This window comes from Actinomadura roseirufa (assembly GCF_900659635.1).
GTDB lineage: Bacteria > Actinomycetota > Actinomycetes > Streptosporangiales > Streptosporangiaceae > Spirillospora > Spirillospora roseirufa.
In genome coordinates, this window is the sequence record NZ_CAACVB010000133.1 from 1 (window position 1) to 22,274 (window position 22,274).

23 protein-coding genes are annotated in these 22,274 nt (G+C 73.9%); 11 read left to right on the top strand and 12 right to left on the bottom strand.

Annotated elements, in window-relative coordinates:
• Window positions 1-1,825: ATP-binding protein (locus tag E1291_RS25115; RefSeq protein WP_165495278.1), on the bottom strand; the 1,825-nt coding region annotated here is incomplete at its 3' end.
• Window positions 1,826-1,929: 104 nt separating this feature from the next.
• Between E1291_RS25115 and E1291_RS25120 the strand changes: the two genes are divergently transcribed.
• The gene (locus E1291_RS25120; protein ID WP_131740445.1) at window positions 1,930-3,384 is read left to right on the top strand and encodes an MFS transporter; all 1,455 of its coding nucleotides are present in this window, start codon (window positions 1,930-1,932) and stop codon (window positions 3,382-3,384) included.
• A 245-nt stretch (window positions 3,385-3,629) separates the two neighbouring features.
• On the opposite strand, the gene E1291_RS25125 is transcribed toward E1291_RS25120, so the two are convergent.
• Window positions 3,630-4,352, bottom strand: a complete 723-nt coding sequence (locus tag E1291_RS25125) for a CTP synthase C-terminal region-related (seleno)protein (protein ID WP_131740446.1) — start codon at window positions 4,350-4,352, stop codon at window positions 3,630-3,632.
• A 75-nt stretch (window positions 4,353-4,427) separates the two neighbouring features.
• Between E1291_RS25125 and E1291_RS25130 the strand changes: the two genes are divergently transcribed.
• A complete protein-coding gene (locus E1291_RS25130) occupies window positions 4,428-5,312 on the top strand; it encodes a LysR family transcriptional regulator (RefSeq protein WP_131740447.1) in 885 nt (294 codons plus the stop codon).
• Window positions 5,313-5,403: 91 nt separating this feature from the next.
• Here the strand turns inward: E1291_RS25130 and trpS are convergent, their stop codons facing one another.
• A complete protein-coding gene (gene trpS, locus E1291_RS25135; protein WP_131740448.1) occupies window positions 5,404-6,480 on the bottom strand; it encodes a tryptophan--tRNA ligase in 1,077 nt (358 codons plus the stop codon).
• 216 nt (window positions 6,481-6,696) lie between these two features.
• Between trpS and E1291_RS25140 the strand changes: the two genes are divergently transcribed.
• Genes E1291_RS25140 through E1291_RS25150 form a run of 3 tightly spaced genes read left to right on the top strand, consistent with a single transcriptional unit; the run spans window position 6,697 to window position 9,220 of the window.
• A complete protein-coding gene (locus tag E1291_RS25140; RefSeq protein ID WP_131740449.1) occupies window positions 6,697-7,182 on the top strand; it encodes a MarR family winged helix-turn-helix transcriptional regulator in 486 nt (161 codons plus the stop codon).
• Between the two features lie 51 nt (window positions 7,183-7,233).
• Window positions 7,234-8,718, top strand: a complete 1,485-nt coding sequence (locus E1291_RS25145; RefSeq protein ID WP_242614356.1) for a DHA2 family efflux MFS transporter permease subunit — start codon at window positions 7,234-7,236, stop codon at window positions 8,716-8,718.
• 34 nt (window positions 8,719-8,752) lie between these two features.
• A complete protein-coding gene (locus E1291_RS25150; protein ID WP_131740450.1) occupies window positions 8,753-9,220 on the top strand; it encodes a TIGR03618 family F420-dependent PPOX class oxidoreductase in 468 nt (155 codons plus the stop codon).
• A 5-nt stretch (window positions 9,221-9,225) separates the two neighbouring features.
• Here E1291_RS25150 and E1291_RS25155 read toward each other — a convergent pair whose 3' ends face one another.
• The gene (locus E1291_RS25155; protein ID WP_131740451.1) at window positions 9,226-10,131 is read right to left on the bottom strand and encodes a M56 family metallopeptidase; all 906 of its coding nucleotides are present in this window, start codon (window positions 10,129-10,131) and stop codon (window positions 9,226-9,228) included.
• 252 nt (window positions 10,132-10,383) lie between these two features.
• On the bottom strand, window positions 10,384-10,767 hold the full coding sequence (locus E1291_RS25160) for a BlaI/MecI/CopY family transcriptional regulator (RefSeq protein WP_131740452.1): 384 nt from the start codon (window positions 10,765-10,767) through the stop codon (window positions 10,384-10,386).
• A 92-nt stretch (window positions 10,768-10,859) separates the two neighbouring features.
• On the opposite strand from E1291_RS25160, the gene E1291_RS25165 reads away from it, so the two are divergent.
• Window positions 10,860-12,242, top strand: a complete 1,383-nt coding sequence (locus tag E1291_RS25165) for a cytochrome ubiquinol oxidase subunit I (protein ID WP_242614357.1) — start codon at window positions 10,860-10,862, stop codon at window positions 12,240-12,242.
• Window positions 12,239-13,165: a cytochrome d ubiquinol oxidase subunit II gene (locus E1291_RS25170; RefSeq protein WP_131740453.1), complete on the top strand. Its 927-nt coding sequence runs from the start codon at window positions 12,239-12,241 to the stop codon at window positions 13,163-13,165. Before E1291_RS25165 ends, E1291_RS25170 begins: the two co-directional genes overlap by 4 nt.
• A 58-nt stretch (window positions 13,166-13,223) precedes the next feature.
• Here the strand turns inward: E1291_RS25170 and E1291_RS25175 are convergent, their stop codons facing one another.
• The 7 genes from E1291_RS25175 to E1291_RS25205 all read right to left on the bottom strand — a co-directional run bounded on the left by E1291_RS25175 (window position 13,224) and on the right by E1291_RS25205 (window position 18,591).
• The gene (locus E1291_RS25175) at window positions 13,224-14,351 is read right to left on the bottom strand and encodes a sensor histidine kinase (protein ID WP_131740454.1); all 1,128 of its coding nucleotides are present in this window, start codon (window positions 14,349-14,351) and stop codon (window positions 13,224-13,226) included.
• 86 nt (window positions 14,352-14,437) lie between these two features.
• Complete coding sequence (locus E1291_RS25180) at window positions 14,438-14,923, bottom strand: hypothetical protein (RefSeq protein WP_131740455.1); 486 nt, start codon at window positions 14,921-14,923, stop codon at window positions 14,438-14,440.
• Between the two features lie 278 nt (window positions 14,924-15,201).
• Window positions 15,202-16,113, bottom strand: coding sequence for a DNA-processing protein DprA (locus tag E1291_RS25185; RefSeq protein ID WP_207400923.1), 912 nt, complete (start codon window positions 16,111-16,113; stop codon window positions 15,202-15,204).
• A 97-nt stretch (window positions 16,114-16,210) separates the two neighbouring features.
• The gene (locus E1291_RS25190) at window positions 16,211-16,579 is read right to left on the bottom strand and encodes a DUF2516 family protein (RefSeq protein WP_242614358.1); all 369 of its coding nucleotides are present in this window, start codon (window positions 16,577-16,579) and stop codon (window positions 16,211-16,213) included.
• Between the two features lie 165 nt (window positions 16,580-16,744).
• Window positions 16,745-17,134 (bottom strand): hypothetical protein, encoded by a 390-nt coding sequence (locus E1291_RS25195; protein WP_131740456.1) that lies wholly within the window; start codon window positions 17,132-17,134, stop codon window positions 16,745-16,747.
• A 5-nt stretch (window positions 17,135-17,139) separates the two neighbouring features.
• On the bottom strand, window positions 17,140-17,538 hold the full coding sequence (locus tag E1291_RS25200; RefSeq protein WP_131740457.1) for a helix-turn-helix domain-containing protein: 399 nt from the start codon (window positions 17,536-17,538) through the stop codon (window positions 17,140-17,142).
• 96 nt (window positions 17,539-17,634) lie between these two features.
• The gene (locus tag E1291_RS25205) at window positions 17,635-18,591 is read right to left on the bottom strand and encodes a neutral zinc metallopeptidase (RefSeq protein ID WP_131740458.1); all 957 of its coding nucleotides are present in this window, start codon (window positions 18,589-18,591) and stop codon (window positions 17,635-17,637) included.
• Between the two features lie 42 nt (window positions 18,592-18,633).
• Between E1291_RS25205 and E1291_RS25210 the strand changes: the two genes are divergently transcribed.
• From E1291_RS25210 to E1291_RS25225, 4 genes are all read left to right on the top strand, one after another.
• A complete protein-coding gene (locus tag E1291_RS25210) occupies window positions 18,634-20,376 on the top strand; it encodes a DUF2207 domain-containing protein (RefSeq protein WP_131740459.1) in 1,743 nt (580 codons plus the stop codon).
• 70 nt (window positions 20,377-20,446) lie between these two features.
• A complete protein-coding gene (locus tag E1291_RS25215) occupies window positions 20,447-20,842 on the top strand; it encodes a hypothetical protein (RefSeq protein ID WP_131740460.1) in 396 nt (131 codons plus the stop codon).
• 84 nt (window positions 20,843-20,926) lie between these two features.
• Window positions 20,927-21,646, top strand: coding sequence for a FadR/GntR family transcriptional regulator (locus tag E1291_RS25220; protein WP_131740461.1), 720 nt, complete (start codon window positions 20,927-20,929; stop codon window positions 21,644-21,646).
• Window positions 21,643-22,274: MFS transporter (locus tag E1291_RS25225; protein ID WP_207400924.1), on the top strand; the 632-nt coding region annotated here is incomplete at its 3' end. The genes E1291_RS25220 and E1291_RS25225, both read left to right, overlap by 4 nt.

A 22,274-nucleotide genomic window follows, 5' to 3' on the forward strand; every position in this document is an offset into this window, starting at 1 on the left:
GTTCCCCGTCGTGATGGGCCTGGACCCCAACCTGTCGATCATGATGTCCGGGATCGCGACCGCGCTGTTCCTGCAGGTCGCCGTCCAGGCCCGCGACCGAGCCCAGCGTGACCAGCGCCCACGCCCGCACCCGCGCGTCGCCGGCGGTCCGGCTCTCGGCGAGGACCTCGGCGGCCATCGCGCGGGCCGCGTCCAGTTCCGCGACGAGGAACAGCCGGTTGGCGAGCGTGGCCATGAGCCGGCGCCGGGCGGGGGACGCGGCGGGCAGCAGCGCCACGCCGGCGCGCAGGTCGTCCAGCGCCTCGTCGCCCGTCCGATGCCGCAGCATGCTGCGCAGTTCCAGCAGGAGGGCCGCCCGTTCGGGGTCGGCCGCCCGGTCGAGCAGGGCGAGGGCCTCGGACGCCACCTCGACCCCCAGCGCCGCCTCCCCCGCCGCCAGGCACGCCTCCGCCGCCCGGTGCAGCACGTCCACCCGGTCGACGCCGAGGATCTGCTCGGCACGCTGGATTCCCTCCCACTGCCCGAGCAGGCGGACCAGGATCCGGGCCTGCTCGGCGTGGGCGTGGACGGCCCGCGCCGCCGCCGCGGCCCGCCACAGCGCCTCGAAGGCGTGCCTCCGCCGCCCCGCCGTGCACCAGTGCGCCGCCTCTTCGGCGGCCGCGCGGCCGTCCGGCACGAGGCCGGGGTCCTCGCGCAGGGCCGCACCGCAGCGGAGGTGGAGACGCGTCCGCGCGCTGGGAAGGAGATCCTCATAGATGGCCCGTTGCAACAGCGCGTGCCGGAACACGTAGCCCTGCCCGTCTTCACTGGGCAGCAGCAGCCCGCGTTCCATGGCCGGACGCAGGGCCTCCTCCAGGACGAGATCGTCCAACTCGGTCACGGCGGTGAGGAAGTCGTGCCGCAACCCACCACCCCACGCGCAGGCCACGGACGCCGCGTGCAGGACCGCGCGCGACGCGTCCGGCAGCGCACGGAAGCCGGACAGCAGCAGGTCGCGCAGCGGGACGGGCGTGCCGCCCCGCACGCCCGAGTCCGCGAGCGCCTCGACGAACAGCGGGTTGCCCTCGCTGAGCCGGTGGATCTCCTCGGCCTCCGCCGGGGCGGGGTCACGGCCGAGCCGCCCGGCCACCAGGCTCGCGACCTCCGCGCGGCCGAGCGGCGCCGGGTCGATGCTCCGCACCCGCGGGGACCGGGTCAGGCCCGCCAGCACCGGCCGCAGCGGATGCCGGTCGTCCAGGTCGGTCGACCGGTACGTGCCGACCAGCAGCACCCCCGGCACCGACAGGTTCCGGACGAGGAAGACGAGCAGCTCGCGGCTGGACGGATCGGCCCAGTGCAGGTCCTCCAGCACGAGCACGAGGGGACGGCCCTCCGCCGCTGCGGCCTCGACGAGGTTGAGGACGTCCTCGAACAGCCAGGTCCGCCCGTGCACCGGGTCGGGGTCGCCCTCGGGCGCCCCGAGGACCGGCAGCCAGTACGCCAGACCCCGCCGGCCCCGGCCCGGGATCAGCTCCGCGGCCCGCTCGGGCCCGAGGTCGCGCACGAGCGAGCGCAGCGCCGTGACGAACGGCGCGTAGGCGAGACCGCCCGCCCCAACCTCCAGGCAGCCGCCCTCGACCACCCGCGTCCCAGGCGGGAGCCGCCGCGCGAACTCCGCGACCAGCCGGGTCTTGCCGATCCCCGCCTCGCCGCCGACGAGCACGGTCGCCGCGCCGCCGTCCACCGCGCACGCGAACGCCCCGGACAGCGCCTCCAGCTCGGCCGTCCGGGCGACGAACACCCCCGCCGCGGCGGACGGCGGGCGGGCGACGGATCCCGGTGCCAACACTCCTCCTGAACACCCGGTCGCGGAATCTGAAGAACCAGGACCGGCGGGCTAAGTATTCCGTCCGATGCGGCGACGGCGCGGCGCCCGCGAGCGTGGACGGCATGACATCCGACGCGCGGAGCCGGCTCGTGCTGCCGGTCATCCTCTCGGCGACGTTCATGGCGTCGTTCGACTACATGGTCGTGAACGTCGCGACCCCCTCCTTCGAGCACGACCTGCACGCGGGACCGGTCGCCCTGGAGCTGATCATCGCGGGCTACGCGTTCACCTACGCCGCGGGGCTGGTGACCGGCGGGCGGCTCGGTGACCTGTTCGGCCACCGGCGCCTGTTCGCCGCCGGCATGGCCGCCTTCACCGTCGCCTCGCTGCTGTGCGGCCTCGCCGGGTCCCCCGCGCAGCTCGTCGCGGCGCGGCTGCTGCAGGGGCTGACCGCCGCCGCGATGGTCCCGCAGGTGCTCGCGCTGATCACGCTGGCGCTGCCGGCGGACCGGCGGCCCGCGGCGATGGCCTGGTACGGGACGGTGCTCGGCGGCGGAGGCGTCGCGGGTCAGGTCATCGGCGGGCTGCTGCTGGACGCCGACCCGGGCGGGCTCGGCTGGCGGACGATCTTCCTGGTGAACGTGCCGGTCGGCACGGCCGCCGTCGCGGCGGCGCTGCTCGTCCTGCCCGGCACCCGCGCGGAGCGGCGGCCCCGGCTCGACCCCGCCGGCGTCGCCGGGGTGTCGGCCGCGCTGGCGCTGGCGCTCGTCCCGCTGGTGATGGGCCGCGAGCAGGGCTGGCCGGCGTGGGCGTGGGCGAGCCTCGCCGCGTCCGTCCCCGTCCTCGCCGCGACGCTGGCGTGGGAGCGGCGGCTGGGCCGCGCCGGGGGCCAGCCGCTGCTGGACCTCACCCTGTTCCGGTCCCGCCTGTTCACCCTCGGGCTGGCGGTCAACGTCGCGTTCCTGGCGTCGTTCGCCGGCCTGAACCTCGTCACGACCCTGCTGCTCCAGGGCGGCCTCCGGCTGACTCCGCTGGAGGCGGGGCTGTGCTTCGTGCCGCTGGCGGGGCTGACGATGGCCGCGTCCCTGGCCGGCCGGCCGCTCGTGGCGCGGCACGGGCCGCGCGTCCTGGTCGCCGGGAGCGCCGTCAACCTCGCGGCCGTGCTGACGTTCGCGGTCGAGCTGCACTTCCTCGGCGGGGACGTCACCGCGTGGTGGCTGCTCGTCCCGCTGGGCCTGCTCGGGCTGGGCGGCGGGCTGACGCTGCCGTCGGTGATCGGCGCGGTGCTGGCGCGGATCCGCCCCGAGCAGGCGGGCGCGGCGGCGGGCGTCCTGTCGACGACGCAGCAGTTCTCCGGGGCGGCGGGCGTCGCGGTGCTCGGCACGGTGTTCTTCGGTTCCCTGGGCGCGCACCCCGGCCGCGCCGCCTACGCCTCCGCCGCCGAGACCGCCCTCTGGGCCTGCCTCGTCCTGGCCCTGGCGATGCTCCCCCTCACCTTCATCGTCCAGCGCCCACCGGCAAAGCCGCCCACCCCAGCCCCCACCGACCGCACATCAGAGACCCCCGCCCGCTCCTGACCCGAAGGCCCCCCTCAAAGCCCCCTCAACCGCCAAACGAGCACGCGCCCCGACCGGCGGAGTGGCCGAGGGGCCCCACAACAAGAGCCACGCCCCGGAGGCGGAACGCTTGCTCCCGCCTAACAGCGATCCTCAGCCGCCAGGCGAGCGCGCGATCTGACCGGCGGGGCGATGCCGGAGGCGAGCCCCGCCGGGAAGATCGCGAAGCGATTCGCGCTCGCACAAGCCCGGTCACGAAGCGAGCGCTAGCGAGCGAAGTGGGCCGGGCTTGCAAATGAAGCCGCTGCGAACGCGGAGACGATCGGGTGGGGGCGGGTGCCGTCGCCCGACAGCTCCGGCTGGAAGAGGGTCCCGAAGTAGAACGGGTGGCCGGGCAGTTCGGCGATGCGCACCTGTCCCTCGTCGTCGCGGCCGGTGAAGCGCAGTCCGGCCGCCTCCAGCACGCCCGTGTGGGCCGGGTTCGGGCCGAAGGCGCACTGGTAGCGCTCCTGGCCGCGCGTCGTGCCCATGATCCGCGCGGCGGCGGAGCCGGGCGTGACGTTCACCTCGGCCTCGTGCCCGGCGAGCGAGCAGGCCAGCGGCATGATCAGCGGGTCGTCCGCGGCCGGGTCGGTCTCGGCGTGCCGTGCCCCGTCCAGCCCGCACACGTTCCGGGCGTACTCCAGCACCATGTGCTGGAAACCCGCGCACGTCGCGAGGAGCGGGACGCCGCTCTCGCGCGCGGACCGGACGGCCGCCAGCGCGCCCGCCTCGCTGCGGTACGGGCTGCCGGGCACGAGCCACACGCCGTCGAAGCCCTGCAGGCCCTGGCCCACCTCGTCGGTCGGGATCCAGTACGCCTCGATGAGCAGGCCGTCCCGCTCTCGGACGGCGTCGAGCAGTCTGGGGATGCGGACGTGCGCCTGGACGCCGGCGGAGCGCTCTCCGACCAGGGCGATCCGGGCGGTGTGCTGCGGTTCGTAGGCCATGACCCGATCCTGGCCCGAGATCCCACTTAAGCGCCAACGATGATTTGCTAAGGCTCGATAAGTAACACTTATCCTGTGGACCCTCATCTGCTGCGCACCTTCGTCACCATCGTCCGGGCCGGGTCGTTCTCGGCGGCCGCCCGGGAGCTCGGCTACACGCAGGCCGCCGTCTCCCAGCAGATCGCGACGCTGGAGGGCGATCTCAAGGTCGTGCTCCTGCACCGCCGCCCGGTCGCCGTCACCGAGGCGGGCACGCGGCTCCTGGAGCACGCCGAGCCGATCCTGCTGCGGCTGCGGGCGGCGCGGGCGGAGATCGAGCGGCTGTCGGCGGCGCCCCGGGCCCGGCTCCGGCTCGGAGTGACGCCCCTGGCCGCGGTGCACCTGGCGGCCCCGCTCGCGCGGGCGCGCCGTGCCCATCCCCGGCTCGACGCGTCGGTGCGGGTCCTGCCCCGCGGCGCCGTGGACGAGGCCGTCGCGACCGGCGAGCTGGACGCGGGCCTGGTGGACGGCATGGCGGCGCCGAGCGATCCGCTCAACCTCGCCACCACGCCGCCCGTGACGGCGGTCGCGATCGCGGAACGGCCGCTGGCCGTGCCGCTGCCCGCCGGGCATCCGCTGGCGTCCCGCCGGGGCGTGCGCCTGGACGACCTGGCGAACGCGCTCTGGCTGGACGCCCCCGACGTGGGCGTCCCGCTGGTCGCGCTGCGCAAGGCGGCGGGGGTACCGGACGGCTTCCCCGCCTCCCTCTCCTGCGAGGGCGGGGACCTCGGCCTCGTCGCGGACCTCGCCGCCGCGGGGCTCGGGCTGGTGCTGCTGCCCGCGGGGCTGGTCACGCGCCCCGGCCTGGTCGAGGTGCCCCTTCGCGCTCCCCGGCTGGTGCACCGTGTCGAGCTGCTCCACGCGCGGGCGGCGGGCCCCGCGACGGCGGCCTTCGCCGAGGCGCTCACCGCACGCCCTTGACCCGCCCGGCTCGCCTGCCCCTCGGCGACCGTCCCCGCACGGCCTGGCCTCCGGGACCCTCCGCCACGCCTGAGCCCGGCGAGGCGGCCGGTCAGAGGGTCATGGACATGGCGGTCCGCACCTCGGTCAGCGTCGCCTCGGCGATCGCGGTCGCGCGGGCCTCGCCGTCCGCGAGCACCTCGCGCAGGTACGCCCGGTCGGCGGCCAGATCGGCGCGGCGGGCGCGCAGCGGGCGCAGGAACTCGTTCACCGACTCGATGACGACCCGCTTGAGCGCGGCGGCGCCGCCGGAGCCGATCTCGCCGGCCACCTCGCGCGGGTCGCGGCCCTGGCACAGCGCGGCCAGCAGCACGAGGTTGGACACCTCCGGGCGGGCCTCGGGCGCGTAGCCGATGTTCCGGTCGGTGTCGGTGACCGCGCGGCCGATCAGCCGGGCGGTCTCGTCGGCGGTGGCCGACAGCGCGACGGCGTTGCCGCGGCTCTTGCTCATCTTCCGGCCGTCGGTGCCGAGCAGCAGCGGCGCCGCGGACAGCAGCGCGTCCGGGACGGGGAAGAGGGGCGCGTACCGCTCGTTGAAACGGCGCGCGACCGTCCGCGTGATCTCCTGGTGCGGGAGCTGGTCCCGGCCGACCGGGACGAGGTTGGCCTTGCAGAACAGGATGTCGGCGGCCTGGTGGACGGGGTAGGTGAACATCAGCCCGCTGACGGCCGCCTGCCGGGACGCCGCGATCTCTTCCTTCACGGTGGGGTTGCGGCCCAGCTCGGCGATCGACACCAGCGACAGGAACGGCAGCATGAGCTGGTTCAGCGCGGGCACCGCGCTGTGCCGGAAGATCGTCGCGGTGGACGGGTCGACGCCGGCGGCGAGCTGGTCGGCGACGAGGGCCTCGACGTGCTCGCCGAGCCGGTCGGCGACGTCCCGGTCGGTGAGCACCTGGTAGTCGGCGACCAGCACGAACAGCGCGACGCCCGCGCGCTGGAGGCGGACGCGGTTGGCGAGCGTGCCGAAGTAGTGGCCGAGGTGGAGCGGGCCGGTGGGCCGGTCGCCGGTCAGGATCCGGAACGAGCCGGGATCGGCGGCGATGCGTTCCTCAAGGTCGCGGCTCTGGCGCTCGGCGGCGTCCGGGCCGGCGGCCACGGGGGCGGGTTCGGGGGTGGTGATCTCCATGGGGCTCTCCTCGTGTCGGGGCCCGTCCCGCCGGGGGCCGCGTCATCGAGAAGAGAAAGGGCCGTCCAGCGGACGGCCCGGGGCATGTGCGGTGTCGGCCGTCCTAGGACGGCCACCAGCCGGTGCACATGGTGCGGTTCACGGGACCAGACTAGCGCGGCGGATGCAGATGTTCCTAGATAATCCGGAACGGGACAATCTTGCTAAGCTGGGGACATGACCTCGATGGCCCCCGCCCACACGGAGACCGATCTGTCGTTCCTCCTCGACCACACCAGCCACGTGCTGCGCACCCGGATGACCGCGGCGCTCGCCGAGATCGGCCTGACGCCGCGGATGCACTGCGTCCTGGTGCACGCTCTGGAGGAGGAGCGCACCCAGGTCCAGCTCGCCGAGATCGGCGACATGGACAAGACCACGATGGTGGTCACGGTGGACGCCCTGGAGAAGGCGGGGCTGGCCGAGCGGCGCCCCTCCACCCGGGACCGCCGCGCCCGGGTGATCGCGGTGACCGAGGAGGGCGCGCGGGTGGCCGCGCGGAGCCAGGCGATCGCGGACGGTGTGCATCAGGACACACTCGCCACCCTGCCCGAGGACCAGCGCGAGGCGCTGGTCACCGCGCTCAACGCCCTGGTCGGCGGGCATCTCGCGACTCCCGTGGAGAACCCCCGGCCGGTTCGGCGGGCGCGCGAGCGACAGTAGTAGGTCCGTGAAGGATCGTCCGCAACAAAACTATCTGCTACGGTTTCTCCCGTGTCCTCTATTCGGGAGATGACCATGTCGTCCGCCACGTCACCGCTCCGGTCCCGCTGGGCCGCGCTCATCGTGTTGTCCACCGCGATGCTCATGACGATCCTCGACGGGAGCATCGTCACCGTCGCGATGCCGTCCATCCAGAGCGACCTCGGCTTCTCGCCCGCCGGGCTGAGCTGGGTCGTCAACGCCTACCTGATCCCGCTCGGCGGCCTGCTGCTGCTCGCCGGCCGGCTCGGCGACCTCGTCGGCCGCAAGTCGCTGTTCCTCGCCGGGAACATCGTGTTCACCGCCGCGTCCGTGCTGGCGGGCGCCGCCACGACGCCCGGCCTGCTGATCGCCGCCCGGCTCCTGCAGGGCGTCGGCAGCGCGCTGTCCTCGGCGGTCGTGCTCGGCATCATCGTGACGCTGTTCACCGACCCGCGCGAGCGCACCCGCGCCCTCGGGGTGTTCGCCTTCACCGGCGCCGCCGGGGCGTCCCTCGGCCAGGTCCTCGGCGGTGTCCTCACCGACGCCCTGAACTGGCACTGGATCTTCCTGATCAACCTGCCGATCGGCGCCGCGGTGATCGCGTTCGCGCTTCCGGCGCTGCCCCGCGAGCGCGGGCTCGGCCTGCGCTCGGGCGCCGACCTCGTGGGCACGCTGCTGGTCACCTCCGGGCTCATGCTCGGCATCTACGCCATCGTCAAGGTCGAGCGCTACGGCTGGCTCTCCGGCCGCACCCTCACCCTGGGCGCCGTGTCGCTCGTCCTGCTCGCCGGGTTCGTCGTCCGCCAGGCCACCGCGCGGAACCCGCTGATGCCGCTGCGGATCCTGCGGTCCCGCAACGTCGCGGGCGCCTACCTCGTCCAGTTGCTCACCCTGTCGGCCATGTTCTCCTTCCAGGTCATCGTCGCCCTCTACATGCAGCGGGTCCTCGGCTACAACGCCCTGGAGACGGGCCTGGCGATGCTCCCGGCCGCCGCGGCGATCGGCGCGGTGTCGCTGCTGGTGTCGGCGCGGCTGTCCCAGCGCTTCGGCGAGCGCGCCGTCCTGCTGGCCGGGCTGGTCCTGCTGGCCGCCGGGATGGCCTGGCTCACCCGCGTCCCCGTGGACGCCGGGTACGTCACCGACCTGCTCCCGGCCATGATCCTGGTCGCCGGCACCGGGCTCGTGCTGCCGCCGCTCACCGGGCTCGGCATGTCGGGCGCCCGTCCCGAGGACGCGGGAGTGGCGTCCGGGCTGTTCAACACCGTTCAGCAGGTCGGCATGGCGCTCGGCGTCGCCGTCCTGACGACGCTGGCCGCCGCCCGCACCGACGACCTGCGCGGCTCCGGACGGGGCGAGGCCGAGGCGCTGACCAGCGGATACCACCTGGCGTTCGCCATCTCGACGGGACTGCTGGCCGCGGCGCTCGTCGTCGCCCTGCTCGTCCTGCGGCGCCCGGCGCCCGCCCCGGACGGCGTCGCGCAGGACTCCGACGCCCCCGTGCACGCCACCGTCTGACCCCCGCATAACCTGAAACCAGAAGGAGATCACGATGACCGAGTACGGCCCCGGCCAGGGACCCGGCCCCAAGCCCGTGAGCGAGTCCGACCTCGCCGACGTCCTCGCCGGCCAGGTCTTCGGCGTCCTGGCCACGAACAAGCGCAACGGCCATCCGCACGTCACCACCGTCGCCTACGGGTGGGACCCCGCCGAGCGCGTCGCGCGGATCTCCACCACGGACGGGCGGGCCAAGGTCCGGCAGCTGCACCACGACCCGCGCGCGGCGCTGCACGTCTCCACTCCCGACCACATGACCTTCGCCGTCGCCGAGGGCACCGTCGAACTGTCCGACGTCAGCACCGAGCCCGGCGACGCGACCGGCCTTGAGCTGCTGGCCATGTCGCCCGGCTTCGCCGACCCGGCCGACGAACGGCTGTTCCTGGAGCAGATGGTCAAGGACCGGCGCCTGGTGATCCGACTGAAGGTGGACCGCCTCTACGGCACCGTCCTCGCCGACTAGGGGCGCTACGGAAGCACGATCAGCAGCCAGGGGAGGCCCGCGATGACCGGTACGGCGACGGTGGCGGCCAGGCGGGTCGACCTGGGCAGCGACCGCGGCTCCAGCAGCCGGTTCACCCGTGCCAGCACCGGAATGTCGTCGGTGGACGCGACGCCCAGCGTCCCCGACGGCGCGGCGGCGGGCCGGGCCGCGGCGAAGCGCAGCAGCGCGGTCGCCAGCTCGCGCGCCGGGCGGCCGGTGCGGGCACGGTCGTCGGCGGCCATCTCGATCAGCAGCTCCACCGCGTCCAGGCAGCGCGCGACCAGCCGGAACTGCGGGAACACCTGGCGCAGCGAGGCGAACGGCAGCAGCACGAGGTCGTGCCGCTCGCGGGCGTGCGCCCGCTCGTGCGCGAGGACGGCGGCCAGCTCGGCACGGTCCAGCAGTTCCATCGTGCCCGCGCTGACGACGACCTTGGACGAGCGGACGCCCGGCACGCAGTAGGCGGCGGCGCCGGGGTGGTCCAGGACGAGCGTCCCGGGCACGGCCGAGTCGCTGCGCGAGACCAGCGCCAGCAGCGCCCGGTGCCGCGCCCTGGCGCGGACGACCCGCACCACCGCGTACATGAGCATGGCCAACAGCACCGCGGTGAGGCTGATCGCGGCGAGCAGCGCGGCCATGTGCACCGCGTCGAGCCGGGCCGCCTGGTCGTCGACCAGGCCGGGCAGTCCGCCCGCGACGCCCTTGCGGTAGGGCAGCAGCGCGGCGCCGAGCAGCGCGCCGATCGTCGCGACGCCCCAGCCCAGCCCGAGGGCCTGCCAGAGCGCGATCCCGATGCGCGGCGTCCGCCACGTCCAGCGCGCGCCGGCCAGCAGGTGCGCCCCGCCGACGGTCGCCAGCGAGATCAGTGCGAGCAGGGCGGTTCCGGTCATGGGATCTCCCGAGGCGTGGAGACTCCCGCCGCCTGGCGGGAAAGGGAACGCGACGCAGCAGCGCCCCAGGCGAGCCTACCCGCTCCTCCCGGACGGAACGAGCGGTCTCCGGGACCGGCCGCCGCGCGCACGGCGTCCGCGCCCCGCGGGCGGCGGGACGAAGCGTCGGCGAGGCGGGACCTCAAGGGCCCTTCTCCCCGGCGGGCCCGCGGCACGGGGGCGGGATCCGCCCTCCCGGGGACGACCACGGGATCAAACCGGCGGGTCCTCACCCATGAGCCCGGCCAGGGCCTGGCGGATGACGTCGACCTCGTCGCTGGACACGGAGCGGACGAAGTGGGCCAGCGCCGCGTCGCGGTCGCCGGTCTCGTTCAGCGCGCCGAGCATCAGCTCGGTGACATAGCCCTCGCGGCTGGCGACGGGCCGGTAACGCCAGGCGCGGCCGTCGCGCTCGCGCTCAAGGAAGCCCTTCTTGGCGAGCCTGTCCAGAACGGTCATGACCGTGGTGTGCGCGAGGTCGCGGTCACCGGCGAGCGCGCGGCTGACGTCGCGGGCCGTGGCGGCCTCCAGGCCGGCGTCCTCCCGCGCCCACAGGATCTCCATGACCGTGCGTTCGAGCTCTCCAAGACCCTTCACGCAAGCCAGGTTATCCGACTGAGAGAGACGTCACCACGGCGGGTAGTACTACAGCCTGCAGTACTACGAGTCGTAGTACTACGATCGGTAGCATGAGCACCGCCGCGCTCCTCACCGGCGCCGCCCACGGCGCCGCGTCCCCGGCCGACTTCATGGCCGCCCGCCAGCAGATGGCGTTCACCCTCGGCTTCCACATCGTGCTGGCCTCGATCGGCGTCGGGCTGCCCGCGCTGACCCTGCTCGCCGAGTGGCGCTCGCTCCGCACCGGCGACGCCGTCCACGCCGAGCTCGCCCGGCGCTGGATGAAGGCCGCGGGCGTGCTGTTCGCCGTCGGCGCCGTCTCCGGCACCGTCCTGTCCTTCGAGATGGGCACGCTCTGGCCGAACTTCATGGACAAGTACGGGCAGGTCTTCGGCACCGCCTTCGCCCTGGAGGGCATCGCCTTCTTCATCGAGGCGATCTTCATGGGGATCTACCTGTACGGGTGGGACCGGCTCTCGCCGCGCGCCCACTTCCTCACCGGCGTCCCCGTCGTCATCGCGGGGCTGCTGTCGGCGTCGTTCGTCCTCACCGTGAACTCCTGGATGAACCAGCCCCGCGGCTTCAAGCTCGTCGACGGCAAGGTCACCGACGTCGACCCGCTCGCCGCGATGTTCAACCCCGCGACGCCCGTCCAGGCCGTCCACCTGATCCTCGCCTCCCTCATGGTCTGCGGGTTCCTCGTCGCCTCGGTGTACGCCGTCGGGCTGCTCCGCGACCGCAAGGCCGGGCGGGACGACCGGTACAACCGCGTCGGGTTCGCGATCCCCTTCTCGCTCGGCGCCGTCTGCGCCCCGCTCCAGGTCATCGTCGGAGACTGGGCCGTGCGGTTCGTGGCCGACAACCAGCCCGCCAAGTTCGCGGCCATGGAGGGCGTCGAGCACACCCGGGCCGGGCAGCCGTTCCGGTTCGCGGTGTTCGAGATCCCGAACGCCCTGTCGCTGATGCTGAAGTTCGACGCGCACGCGACGCTGCGCGGCATGGACGCGGTCCCGGTCGGCGACCGGCCGCCCGCCGAGGTCGTCAAGACGTCCTTCGAGATCATGATCGCGCTGGGCATGGCGCTGCTCGCCCTCGCCGCCTGGTGGGCGCTGGCCTGGTGGCTGCGCCGCCGCGGCCGCGCCCTCGACCTGCCGTGGCGGCCCTGGTTCCTGCGCGCCGCCGCGCTCACCGGCGTGATGGCCGTCGTCGCCATGGAGGCGGGGTGGACCACCACGGAGGTCGGACGGCAGCCCTGGATCGTCTACGGGGTCATGCGCACCGAGGAGGCCATCAACCCCAACCCGGGCCTGCGCTACGGCCTCTACATCGTCCTCGTCGTCTACGCCGTCCTCGCCGCGGCGACGGTCAGCGTGCTGCGGCGCATGCGGCACCGTCCCGAACCCGCCGTCCCCGCGGCCGCCCCGGCGGCTCCGGAGAAGGAGACCGCCCGATGAGCCTCGCCGACGCCGCGCTGGGCCTGATCATGGTCGGGCTGTCGGCCTACCTGCTGTTCGGCGGCGCCGACTTCGGCGCCGGGCTGTGGCACCTGCTGTCCCGCCGCCGGACCGACCAGGAGGTCATCGAGCACGCCATGGGCCCGATCTGGGAGGCCAACCACGTCTGGCTGATCTTCGTGATGGTCATGACCTGGACGGCCTTCCCGCCGATCTTCGCGGACGTCATGTCGGCGCACTGGATCCCGCTGTCGCTGGCGGCCCTCGGGATCGTCGCCCGGGGCAGCACGTTCGTGTTCAGCAAGGCCGACCCCGACCAGCGCTGGTACCCGTGGGTGTTCGGCGTCTCCTCCGCCGTCACGCCGTACTGCCTCGGCGCCGTCGCCGCCGTCGTCGCCACCGGCGGGACGACCTGGTGGAGCGGCACCGGCCTGTACGGCGGCGTGCTCACCACGGCGCTTTGCGCCTACCTCGCCGCCGTCTACCTGATCTGGGACGCCCGGCGCCTCGCCGACGAGGACGCCTCCCTGCGTTTTCGCGGCTACGCGCTGGTGTCGGGCTCGGTCGCGGGACTGCTCGCCCTGCCCGGCGCCGCCGCCCTCGGCGTGCGCTCCCCGCTGATCCTGCTGTCGGCCGCCGCGGGCCTGGTGTCGCTCGTCCTGCTGGTGCGCCGCGCGTACCTGTCGGTCCGGGTCACGGGCGGGCTGGCCGTCGTCGCCGTCCTGTGGGGCGCGGCCGAGATGGCGGGCCTCGACCTGGACGCGGCCGCCGCGCACGACGCCGTCCTCCAGGCCGTGTTCGTCGCGCTGGGCGTGGGCGCGGTGATCCTCGTCCCGTCCATGGCCTGGCTCTACGTCCTGTTCCAGCGCGGACCGGAGCCCCCCGCGCGACCGGCGCCGGAACCGCGGCCGAGCCGGCACTGAACCGGCGGCGCGCCGGGGCCGCACGGTCGGCAACCCCGGCTCCGGCGCGCCGCTCACCTCATGTGGGGATCCGTGCCGCGACCCGGAACCCGCCCTCCGGTCGCGGCCCCGCCGTGAACTGCCCCCGGAGCAGCCCGACCCGCTCCCGCATGCCGACGAGCCCGTATCCGGCGCCGACGGCACCGCCGCGTCCCTCGTCGACCACCTCGACGGACAGCTCCCCGGCCCCGTAGCCGACGGTCACCCGGCACTCCGCCGCGTCCGCGTGCCGCACCACGTTCGTGACCGCCTCCTGCACGATCCTGAACGCCGACAGATCGACCTCGGCGGGCAGGGGCCGCCGCTCCCCCCGCCACCGCACGTCCACGCGGACGCCCGCGTCCAGTGCCGACGCGGCCAGCCGTTCGAGATCGGCCAGGCCGGGCGCCGGGTCCAGCGGCGCGGGGTCCCCGTCGGTCCGGCGGAGCGCGCCGAGCATCCGCCGCAGCCCGGACAGGGTCTCCCGGCTGGTCTCCTCGATCGCGTGCAGTGCCTTGCGCGCCTCGGCGGGCTGGGTGTCGATCACCCGTCCGCCGACGCCCGCCTGGATCGCGATGATCCCGATGCTGTGCGCGACCATGTCGTGCAACTCCCGCGCGATCCGCAGCCGTTCCGCCGTGACCGCCTGCACCGTCGCCCGCTCCCGCAGCGCCGCCGCGTGCGCACGCCGCTCCCGCACCGAGTTCCCCGTGAGGAACGCCGCCACCAGGGCCAGGACGGCGAACGCCATCGACCTGACCTGCGCGTCCGGCCCGTGCAGGTAGAACGCCGAGCACGCCAGGTGCACGGCCAGCGCCGTCCCGGCGGCCCCCACCGCGACCCGCCTGCGCCGCGCCGCCGCGAGCATGCCGACGGTCGTATCGTCCACGAGCACCTTCAGGTACCCGATCTCCCACGTGAGCACCGACGCGCCCAGGGCCGCCCACCCGAGGACGAGCAGGACCAGCGACGGCCCCGCCCGGCGCCGCAGCAGCAGGGCCGGGACAGCCATGAGCGCGAACGCGGCGGGCAGCACTCCCCACCCCACGCCGGTCCCGCTTCTCCCGTCCATCAGGACGACGAAGAGCAGGCAGGGGAACGCGAAGGCCGCCGCCCAGGCGAGCACGGCCCGCACCGACACGCGTCGCGAAGCCGCTATGCCGGACATGCGCCGATGGTATTCACCACCCCCACCGGGCGCATTCCCCCACAGGACTACGCCTCCGGACTACCGGACACGCTCCAGCCTCGTTCTTACGGGCCCGCGTGTCCGTCCCCCGATGGGCAGTGGGTTCCCGTCCATGGGCAGAGGGTCGGGTCATAGTCCGGCAGGGCACGGAGGAACGCGGCGTTCTTCCCAAAACCCGGCTTGATCCAGCGCGCCACGACGAGCGTGGAGATCTGCGCGGCACCCGCCGCCCGCAGCGTGAGAGCCGCGGACTGCGCATGGCCGCCCTGGACCCACGTGTCGTCCACGAGCAGCACATGGGATTCGGGCGGGAGACGCACGCCCGAGATGAAATGCGCGGCGCTGACCGCGCGGGGAGCCGCCGGTCGTTCGACCGCGGTGAGCGGCGCCTCACTCCCCTCGGCCCAGCCGCTGACGATCCGATGAAGAGGATGCACGCCCTGCCTGCCCCGCAGCGACGGGACGGAGGCCCAGTGCGTGATCGGCATGCCCGCGAGATGGGCCGGGCAGGAGCCGTGCCGGGTGAACGCGTGCAGCAAGAGCATCGCCACGGTCCGATGGTGCTCGCCCACACGGGTCGGGGCTTTGTAGCCGTACATGACCCATCCGGACTGATGGCCGTCGATCCCATAGGTCAGGGCGGCGACCCTGTCGGCTAACCCCTTATGCACACGATGCTTCTCACAGGGGCGGCAGAGCCTTCCCTCATCGACCGGGGTGGTGCAGACGGCACAGGTCACCGAGGGTTCGCGGATCGGGTTCCGCAGGAAACCGCCACCGGTGTCGATCAGCGCGGCGCTGAGCCATTCGGCGTGGGGGGACCGCATGCTCACCTGGAGATCAGGTGACGCATCTCGGAGTCGATCGCATTCCCTTGGTCCACGAGCGCATCGATGATCTCCATGACCGCTTTCAGGCTGCCGGCGACATGAATGCCGGGACGCCCCACGAGCGCCCTGGCCCATTCATTCTGCTCGACGACGAGCTCGGTCAGCACGACCGGACGCCCGTGTTCCACCGCCATCCGGGCCTGGATCCGGGCCCCGCTCCGCTCGCCCGCCTCGACGACCACGGTGGCCAGTCCATAGCCCGACATGGTCGCGTTCCTCATCGGGAATCTGAACTTCTGCGGCGGAGCGTCCGGCCAGAACTGGGAGAGCAGCAGGCCGCGAGAGGCGATCTCTTCCTGTAGGCCGCGGTTGGCGGCGGGGTAGACCTTGCCGATCCCCGTGCCGATGATGGCGACGGTGCGTCCATCGGCGTCGAGGGCGGCGCGATGCGCGGCGGTGTCGATGCCGAGGGCGAGCCCGGCGACCACCGTCACCTCGCGCTCGACCAGCGCCCGGGCGACGCCGTCCGCGAGTTCCAGGCCCCTGCCGGACGCCTTGCGCGACCCCACCACCGAGACCGCGCGGTCGCGGGTGACCAGCGTCCCGCGGGCGAAGAGCACCGGTGGCGCCTGATGGACGCCGCGCAGCCGCTCGGGGTAGGTCTCGTCGAGGATCGTCAGCAGCCGGTGCCCCTGCCGCTCCCAGCCGGCGATCTCGGACGCGGCGGCGTCCAGCGGCTCCGGCTCCCCCGGAACGGCCATCAGCGTCGCCGGCACGACACGGTGCCAGACGGCGAGCGCGCTGCCCGTTTCGAGCACCTCGGCCGCGATCGCGCTCCAGCTCATGCCCTCCGGCCGGACCTGGAGAAGCGCGACGAGGGCCGCTCGCTCGTCGAGGCTGACCACGTCCATCGCCTCAGAGTACGAGGTAGCCCCATCCATGCGCACACACCACTCCCAACTCGAACTCACGTTCGAGTATGGCACCGGCGTGCGACCGAACGGGCGGCTACCAGGGACCGTAGGGGCCCATGTTGGACTTGCCGCCCCGGCCGCCGTTGCGCTTCTTGTAGGGGGCCACCGCGGGGCGCACGTCCGCGAGGTACACGGCGGCGGCGATGAAGGCGGCGACCGGCAGGATCCCCAGCAGCAGCCCGATCGGCCTGATGGACAGCGCCGCCGGGGCGGCCGCGTGCGCGGCGCCGAGGACCGTCGCCACGATCAGGATGATCATCCACAGCTTCTTGCTCTGCTTGCTCGCCGCGGCGAAGGCGCCCTCCGGGACGGTCAGCGCGTCGAAGAGCGCCCAGGCCTCCATGATGAACGCGATGATCAGGAGAAGCCAGAAGAAGTAGTCCAGCACATTGAAGTCGGCCACCGGCGATCAGCGCTCCTGCCTGTATCGGACGACTCCACGTCGCGCCCATGGGATCACGGTTCCAACCCTATGCGGCCTGTCCACCCCGGCACGCGGAGGCGCCCTCACCTGGACCGACGAGGGAGCCCGGCCGGATGTTCCCGGCCGGACGCCGCCACCGGGCCGTCAGGCGCCGGGCTCGTCCCGCGCGGGGTCCGCGCCGGTGATCTCCGCGGGCTCGGCGGGCCGGGCGTCGCGCCGCACGACCTTCCGGCCGCGCTCGGCGAGTTCGTCGATGAACCCGGCCGCGCGGACGCCGACGTTGCTCACGTAGGCGGCGGCGACGCCGGTCAGGTCCTTGACCTCCACCTTGCCGACGTTCTCGCGGTAGCGGCCCACGGTCTCGCGGACGTCGCCCTGGTACCGGGTCGCGGTCTCGCGGGCGGTCTCCCGGGCCCGGAGCACCTGCTCGGGCACTTCACGGAGCTTCTCCACCGCGAGGTCGCCCGCGCCCGCCACGGCGTGCACGGTCCTGCTCTCCCGAAGGTTCTCGCGAAGGTTGCCGGTCAGCGTCATCGTCCTCATCCCTTCTCTGTCGTCGCTGGCTGGTGCGGTTCCTCTGGGCCGGGGACGCCGAGGGCCTCGTTCTCCTTGAGGAACGACCCGTAGATGTCGAGCAGCACCTGCTTCTGCCGCTCGGTCAGGAGCGGGTCGGAGCGGACGGCGGCCTGGACGTCGGTGTCGGTCTCGCGGTCCTCCAGGATCCCGGCCTGGACGTAGAGGACCTCGGCGGAGATGCGCAGCCCCTTGGCGATCTGCTGCAGGATCTCCGCGCTGGGCTTGCGCAGCCCGCGCTCGATCTGGCTCAGGTACGGGTTGGAGATGCCCGAGACGTCCGCGAGCTGCCGGAGCGAGATCTTCGCCCGCGTCCGCTGCTCCCGGATGTACTCCCCGAGGGAGCCGACCTTGGAACTCGCCATGCCCCCACTCTCCGTCATCATGCTTGCAATTGCAAGCAGATCAGCTAGCACCCGCGGGTGAGTCCCCTCACAGCGCGCGCGACCGGCCGGATGTGGTCAGCCGACCGCGGCGGGGGCGGCGGTCCAGGTGTTGCAGGCGTCCAGGCCGCCGGCCTTGAAGCCCCGGACGACCCAGCCGGCGTAGTTGCGGCCCGAACCGTGGTCGTGCTCCTCGGGGGGCAGCCGCTCGTCGCCCCGGCCGCGCACGTCGACGATCATCGCGACGTACTGCTCGCGGGTCATCGGGAGGGTGGCGCGTTCCGCGCCGAGGAACGCGCCCGCGAAGCACTGCGCCTGCAGCTCGATGCGGCGGCTGGCCTCGGTGCGGCCCGCGACGTCCGCCGACTCCATCTCCTGGTGCCCGTAGGCGAGGATCCCGGCGCGGTCCTGGACGTGGTGGCCGTACTCGTGCGCGATCACGCGGGCGAACACCGCGTAGTGCGACAGCGGCTCGCCCCCGGACGTCTCCACGATGTGCCGCAGTCCCACGTACATCGTGTTGTTCACCGGGCAGTAGAACGCCGACGCGCCGGGGCTCGGGTAGCTGCCGCACGGACTGCGGCCCGCGGCCTCCCAGAACACGCGCTTCGGCGGCGCGAACGCGGTGTCGATCCTGCCGAACTGGCGGCTCCACGAGGTGTCGAGGCAGTCGCTCAGCACGTCCATGAACCGGCGCATCGACCCGGCCGCCGAGGTGAGCCGGGGCAGCGCGCAGCGCACCGGGGTCAGCGCGCCGCTGCGGTAGAGCGGGTTGGCGGTCGCCGCCTCGCGCTTGGCCACGCCGCCGGACGACGCGCCGCCGTGGGAGCCGAGGCCCCCGCCGCCGCCGAACTGCCAGAAGCCGAGGATGCCGAGGACGACCAGTGCCGTGACGCCGCCGACGACGCCCGCGACCGTTCCGCCGACGCTCCGGCGGGGCGGCCTGCGCCGGGGGACGTGCCTGTAGCGAGGCTGGCCGTAGGCAGGCGGCCCGTATGGCGGGGCCGGTGCCGGCGGGGGGGTATGACCTGCCATAGCGCAGAATCATCCCACGCATAGCCGATACCATTTGCGCCCATGTCTGCTCTTGCGGCGTTGCGTCGCATGCGACCGGTGGCCCTGACCGTCACGGCCGCCGTGCTGCTGCCCTTGGCGTCCGGAACTCCGGCGCGGGCCGACCGGGGAACCCTCTCCACGGAAAGGGTCCTCAAGGACGACGTCGTCCTCACTCCGGGCAAGGACGGCCTCACCCGGGTCAAGGAGACGATCGTCTACCAGTTCGCGGGGCATGGCGCGCTGAAGCGCGCGTACCTGACCCGCACCCACGACAGCGTCACCCAGGACCGCGTCTACAAGCTCAGCAACCTGCGGGCCTCCAGCCCGGACGGCGGCCCCACGAAGGTGTCGTCGTCGGAGTCGGGCACGGACACGACGGTCCGGGTGTCGGGCGGAGCGAAGGGCGAAGGGCGGCACACGGTCGTCCTGGAGTACGACCTGCGCGGCGCGATCGACCGGGTGGGCGCCGCCGAGGAGCTGCGCTGGCCCGCCGCCGGCGGCTGGGACGTCCCCGTGGACCAGGCGCGGGCGACCATCGACGGCGGCGCGACGATCCGCAACGTCAACTGCTTCGCCGGCCCGCCGAAGAGCATCATCGGGTGCACGCAGTACTACACCAACCACACGCACACGCAGGGCGTCTACAGCCAGGACCAGCTGCTGCCCGGCGAGTACCTCACGGTCGTCGCCGGGTTCCCGCCCGGGACGACCGGCGGCCGCGCCCTGTACGAGCGCCGGCACAACGTCGCGACCGCGTTCTCCGTCAACGCCGTGACCGCCACCGCGCTGCTCGGCCTGCTGGTGCTGCTCGGCGGCGGCCTCGCGTTCCTCTACCTGCTGCGCGGGCGCGACGCGCGGGTCGTGGGCAGGCGGGCCGCCGAGGGCGACCAGGCGCCGGTGGCCGGCGCCGAGTTCGAGCCGCCGGACGGGGTGCGCCCCGGCCAGATCGGCACGCTGATCGACGAGCAGGCCGACGTCATCGACGTCACCGCGACGATCGTCGACCTCGCCGTGCGCGGCTATCTGCTGATCGAGGAGGAGGACCGCGCCGCCACCGGCCGCCTCGACTGGACGCTGCGCCGCCTCGACCGGCCCGCCGTGGACCTGCTTCCCTACGAGCGGATCCTGCTCGACGCGCTGCTCAGCGGCCCGGACGGGACGCCCCGCGCGGCCGTGCGGCTGTCCGAGCTCGGCGGGACGTTCGCGACCCGGCTCGCGCAGGTCCGCTCGGCGATGTACGACGACGTCGTCCGGCAGGGCTGGTTCGCGCGCCGCCCCGACACCGTCCGGTCCCGCTGGACGGTCGCGGGGATCGCCCTGACCGTCCTCGGCGTCGCGGGGACCGTCGCGCTGGCGCTCACCACCGAGTGGGCGCTGGCCGGGCTCGCGGTCGTCATCGCGGGCGCGGCGCTGGCCTATGGCGGCCAGTACATGCCCGCCAAGACGGCGCGGGGCTCGACCGTCCTGGCGCACACCATCGGGTTCCGTGCCTTCCTGGAGCGCGGCGAGCTGCCCGAGGGCGACGCGCTCGCCTCCCGCCAGCGCATCGCGCTGTTCTCGCGGTTCCTGCCGTACGCGGTGGTCTTCGACGTCGTCGCGAAGTGGTCCGAGACCGTCAAGGACGCGGGCGAGCGCGCCGAGGGCGCCGACAACCTCTACTGGTACGAGGGCCCCGCCGAGTGGGACCTGTCGAAGTTCGCCGAGTCGATGCGGACGTTCACGCTGGCCACCTCGGGGTCCATCTCGCAGTCGCGGGGCATGTGATCCGGCTCTCGCGGGCGGCGGGGTTGAACCTCCCCGCCCGGGTAGGGGCCGGGGCGAGGAGGTGCCCCGCATGCTCGCCGACACCGGCATGGTCGGTGATCCCTACCTGTGGGTGATCGGCCCGATCGTCATCTTCATCGCCCTCGCCGGCTGGCTCGCCCTCACCCTGCACGCCTCGCGCAAGCGTGAACGGCCCGTCGGCAAGGATCCGGGCCTCCCGCACCGCGGCGCGGTGACCGGCGGGATCATTCAGGGCAGCCCGTCGCAGCGCACCCGCCGCGACGCGGCCCCGACGCCGGCCGAGCGCGAGGCCGCGCGACGACTGGCCCGTGAACGAGAGGCAGCCGAACGAGAGGCCGCCGAGCGGCGGGCGGCGGAACGGCGTGCCGCGCAGGCTCGGAGTGAGAGACGCGAGCCCTGGTGGCGCCTCCGACGAAGAGCACACCGGGCCCACCGGGCCCGCTGACCCCGCGGTGACCGCCGAGCCCTCTCCCGAGCGGTCACCGCGGACTTTTATAAGATGTCTGACATCTGACATAGGAGGCCGTCTGTGGCACTCAGCCCCGTCCCCGGCGGATCGACGGTCGATGCCGTCCTCGACCAGATCCAGGCGCAGGTCAACGGCGGTTCGTGGCGCGTCGGGGACCGGATCCCGGCGGAACTGGACCTCGCCGCGCAGCTCGGCGTGAGCCGTCCCGCCGTCCGCGAGGCGATCCGCGCGCTGTCGCACGTCGGCGTGCTGGAGGTGCGCCGGGGCGACGGCACGTACGTCTCCAGCGGCGCCGACCCGCGGCCGCTGCTGCGGCGGGTCGCCCGCGCCACGGCCCGCGACGTGTTCGAGGTCCAGCTCGCCTACGACGTCCAGGCGGCCCGGCTCGCCGCCCGGCGCCGCACCGCCGCCGACCTCGCGCGGCTGGAGGACCTGTTGCGGGCGCGGGACGAGGCGGCCGAGGCCGACGAGTTCGGTGCCGCCGACGCCCGCTTCCACCTCGGCGTGGCCGAGGCGGGCCGCAACCCCGTCCTGATCGAGGCGATGCGGTTCTTCCTGCGCCGCCAGCACGAGGCGATGCGGACGATCCGCCTCGACCACGAGGTCCCTGAGGGCGGACCCGCCGCGCACCGCGCCGTCCTGGACGCGGTCGCGGCGCGTGATCCCGACGCCGCCGCCAGGGCCGCCGCCGCGGTCGTCGAGCCCACGCTGGCGGTCCTGGAGACCCTGGTGGACTCCGGCGCCGAGGCCGGTCCCGGCGGCGCGGAAGGCCGCGCGTGAGCGGCCGGCGGGCCGGCACCGCCGGGTCGGTGCTGCTGATCGTGGTCGTCGCGGTCAACCTGCGGCCCGCGGTCGCCGCCGTCGGGCCGGTGCTGACCGAGATCCGCGGCGAGTTCCATCTGTCGGGGACGGCGGCGGGCGCGCTCACCACGCTGCCGGTGATCTTCTTCGGCGGCTACGGGCTGCTCGCGCCGTTCCTGCGCCGCGCGCCGCGCGGCGAGACGCTGCTGGTCACGGCGATGGCGCTGCTGATCGCGGGGTTGCTGCTGCGGCTGCTGGACGCGCCGTTCCCGCTGTTCGCCGGGTCATGGCTCGCGGGCGTCGCGATCAGCGTCGGCAACATCGCGGTACCGGCGATCATCAAGCGGGACCATCCGGACTCGGTCGTGACGGTGACCGCCGTCTACACGGTGGCCATCACCGTCGGCGCGTCGCTCGCGTCCGGGCTGGCGGTGCCGGTGGAGGACCTGTTCGATGCCTCGTGGCAGCTGCCGCTCGGCCTGCTGGCGGTCCCGGCGGCCGTCGCGGGCGCGCTGTGGCTGCCGCGGACGGTGCGCGCCGCTACACGATCGTCGGCGAGATCACCGGCATCGACCGGCCCGCGCGCTTCACCGAGATCGGAAGAGCA

Coding starts and splice junctions, on each gene's coding strand:
- E1291_RS25215 (WP_131740460.1), top strand. CDS start 20,447: ATGCTCGCCGACACCGGCATGGTCGGTGATCCCTACCTGTGGGTGATC.
- E1291_RS25150 (WP_131740450.1), top strand. CDS start 8,753: ATGACCGAGTACGGCCCCGGCCAGGGACCCGGCCCCAAGCCCGTGAGC.
- E1291_RS25210 (WP_131740459.1), top strand. CDS start 18,634: ATGTCTGCTCTTGCGGCGTTGCGTCGCATGCGACCGGTGGCCCTGACC.
- E1291_RS25155 (WP_131740451.1), bottom strand. CDS start 10,131: ATGACCGGAACCGCCCTGCTCGCACTGATCTCGCTGGCGACCGTCGGC.
- E1291_RS25120 (WP_131740445.1), top strand. CDS start 1,930: ATGACATCCGACGCGCGGAGCCGGCTCGTGCTGCCGGTCATCCTCTCG.
- E1291_RS25165 (WP_242614357.1), top strand. CDS start 10,860: ATGAGCACCGCCGCGCTCCTCACCGGCGCCGCCCACGGCGCCGCGTCC.
- E1291_RS25205 (WP_131740458.1), bottom strand. CDS start 18,591: ATGGCAGGTCATACCCCCCCGCCGGCACCGGCCCCGCCATACGGGCCG.
- E1291_RS25195 (WP_131740456.1), bottom strand. CDS start 17,134: ATGACGCTGACCGGCAACCTTCGCGAGAACCTTCGGGAGAGCAGGACC.
- trpS (WP_131740448.1), bottom strand. CDS start 6,480: ATGGAGATCACCACCCCCGAACCCGCCCCCGTGGCCGCCGGCCCGGAC.
- E1291_RS25185 (WP_207400923.1), bottom strand. CDS start 16,113: ATGGACGTGGTCAGCCTCGACGAGCGAGCGGCCCTCGTCGCGCTTCTC.
- E1291_RS25200 (WP_131740457.1), bottom strand. CDS start 17,538: ATGGCGAGTTCCAAGGTCGGCTCCCTCGGGGAGTACATCCGGGAGCAG.
- E1291_RS25170 (WP_131740453.1), top strand. CDS start 12,239: ATGAGCCTCGCCGACGCCGCGCTGGGCCTGATCATGGTCGGGCTGTCG.
- E1291_RS25140 (WP_131740449.1), top strand. CDS start 6,697: ATGACCTCGATGGCCCCCGCCCACACGGAGACCGATCTGTCGTTCCTC.
- E1291_RS25175 (WP_131740454.1), bottom strand. CDS start 14,351: ATGTCCGGCATAGCGGCTTCGCGACGCGTGTCGGTGCGGGCCGTGCTC.
- E1291_RS25125 (WP_131740446.1), bottom strand. CDS start 4,352: ATGGCCTACGAACCGCAGCACACCGCCCGGATCGCCCTGGTCGGAGAG.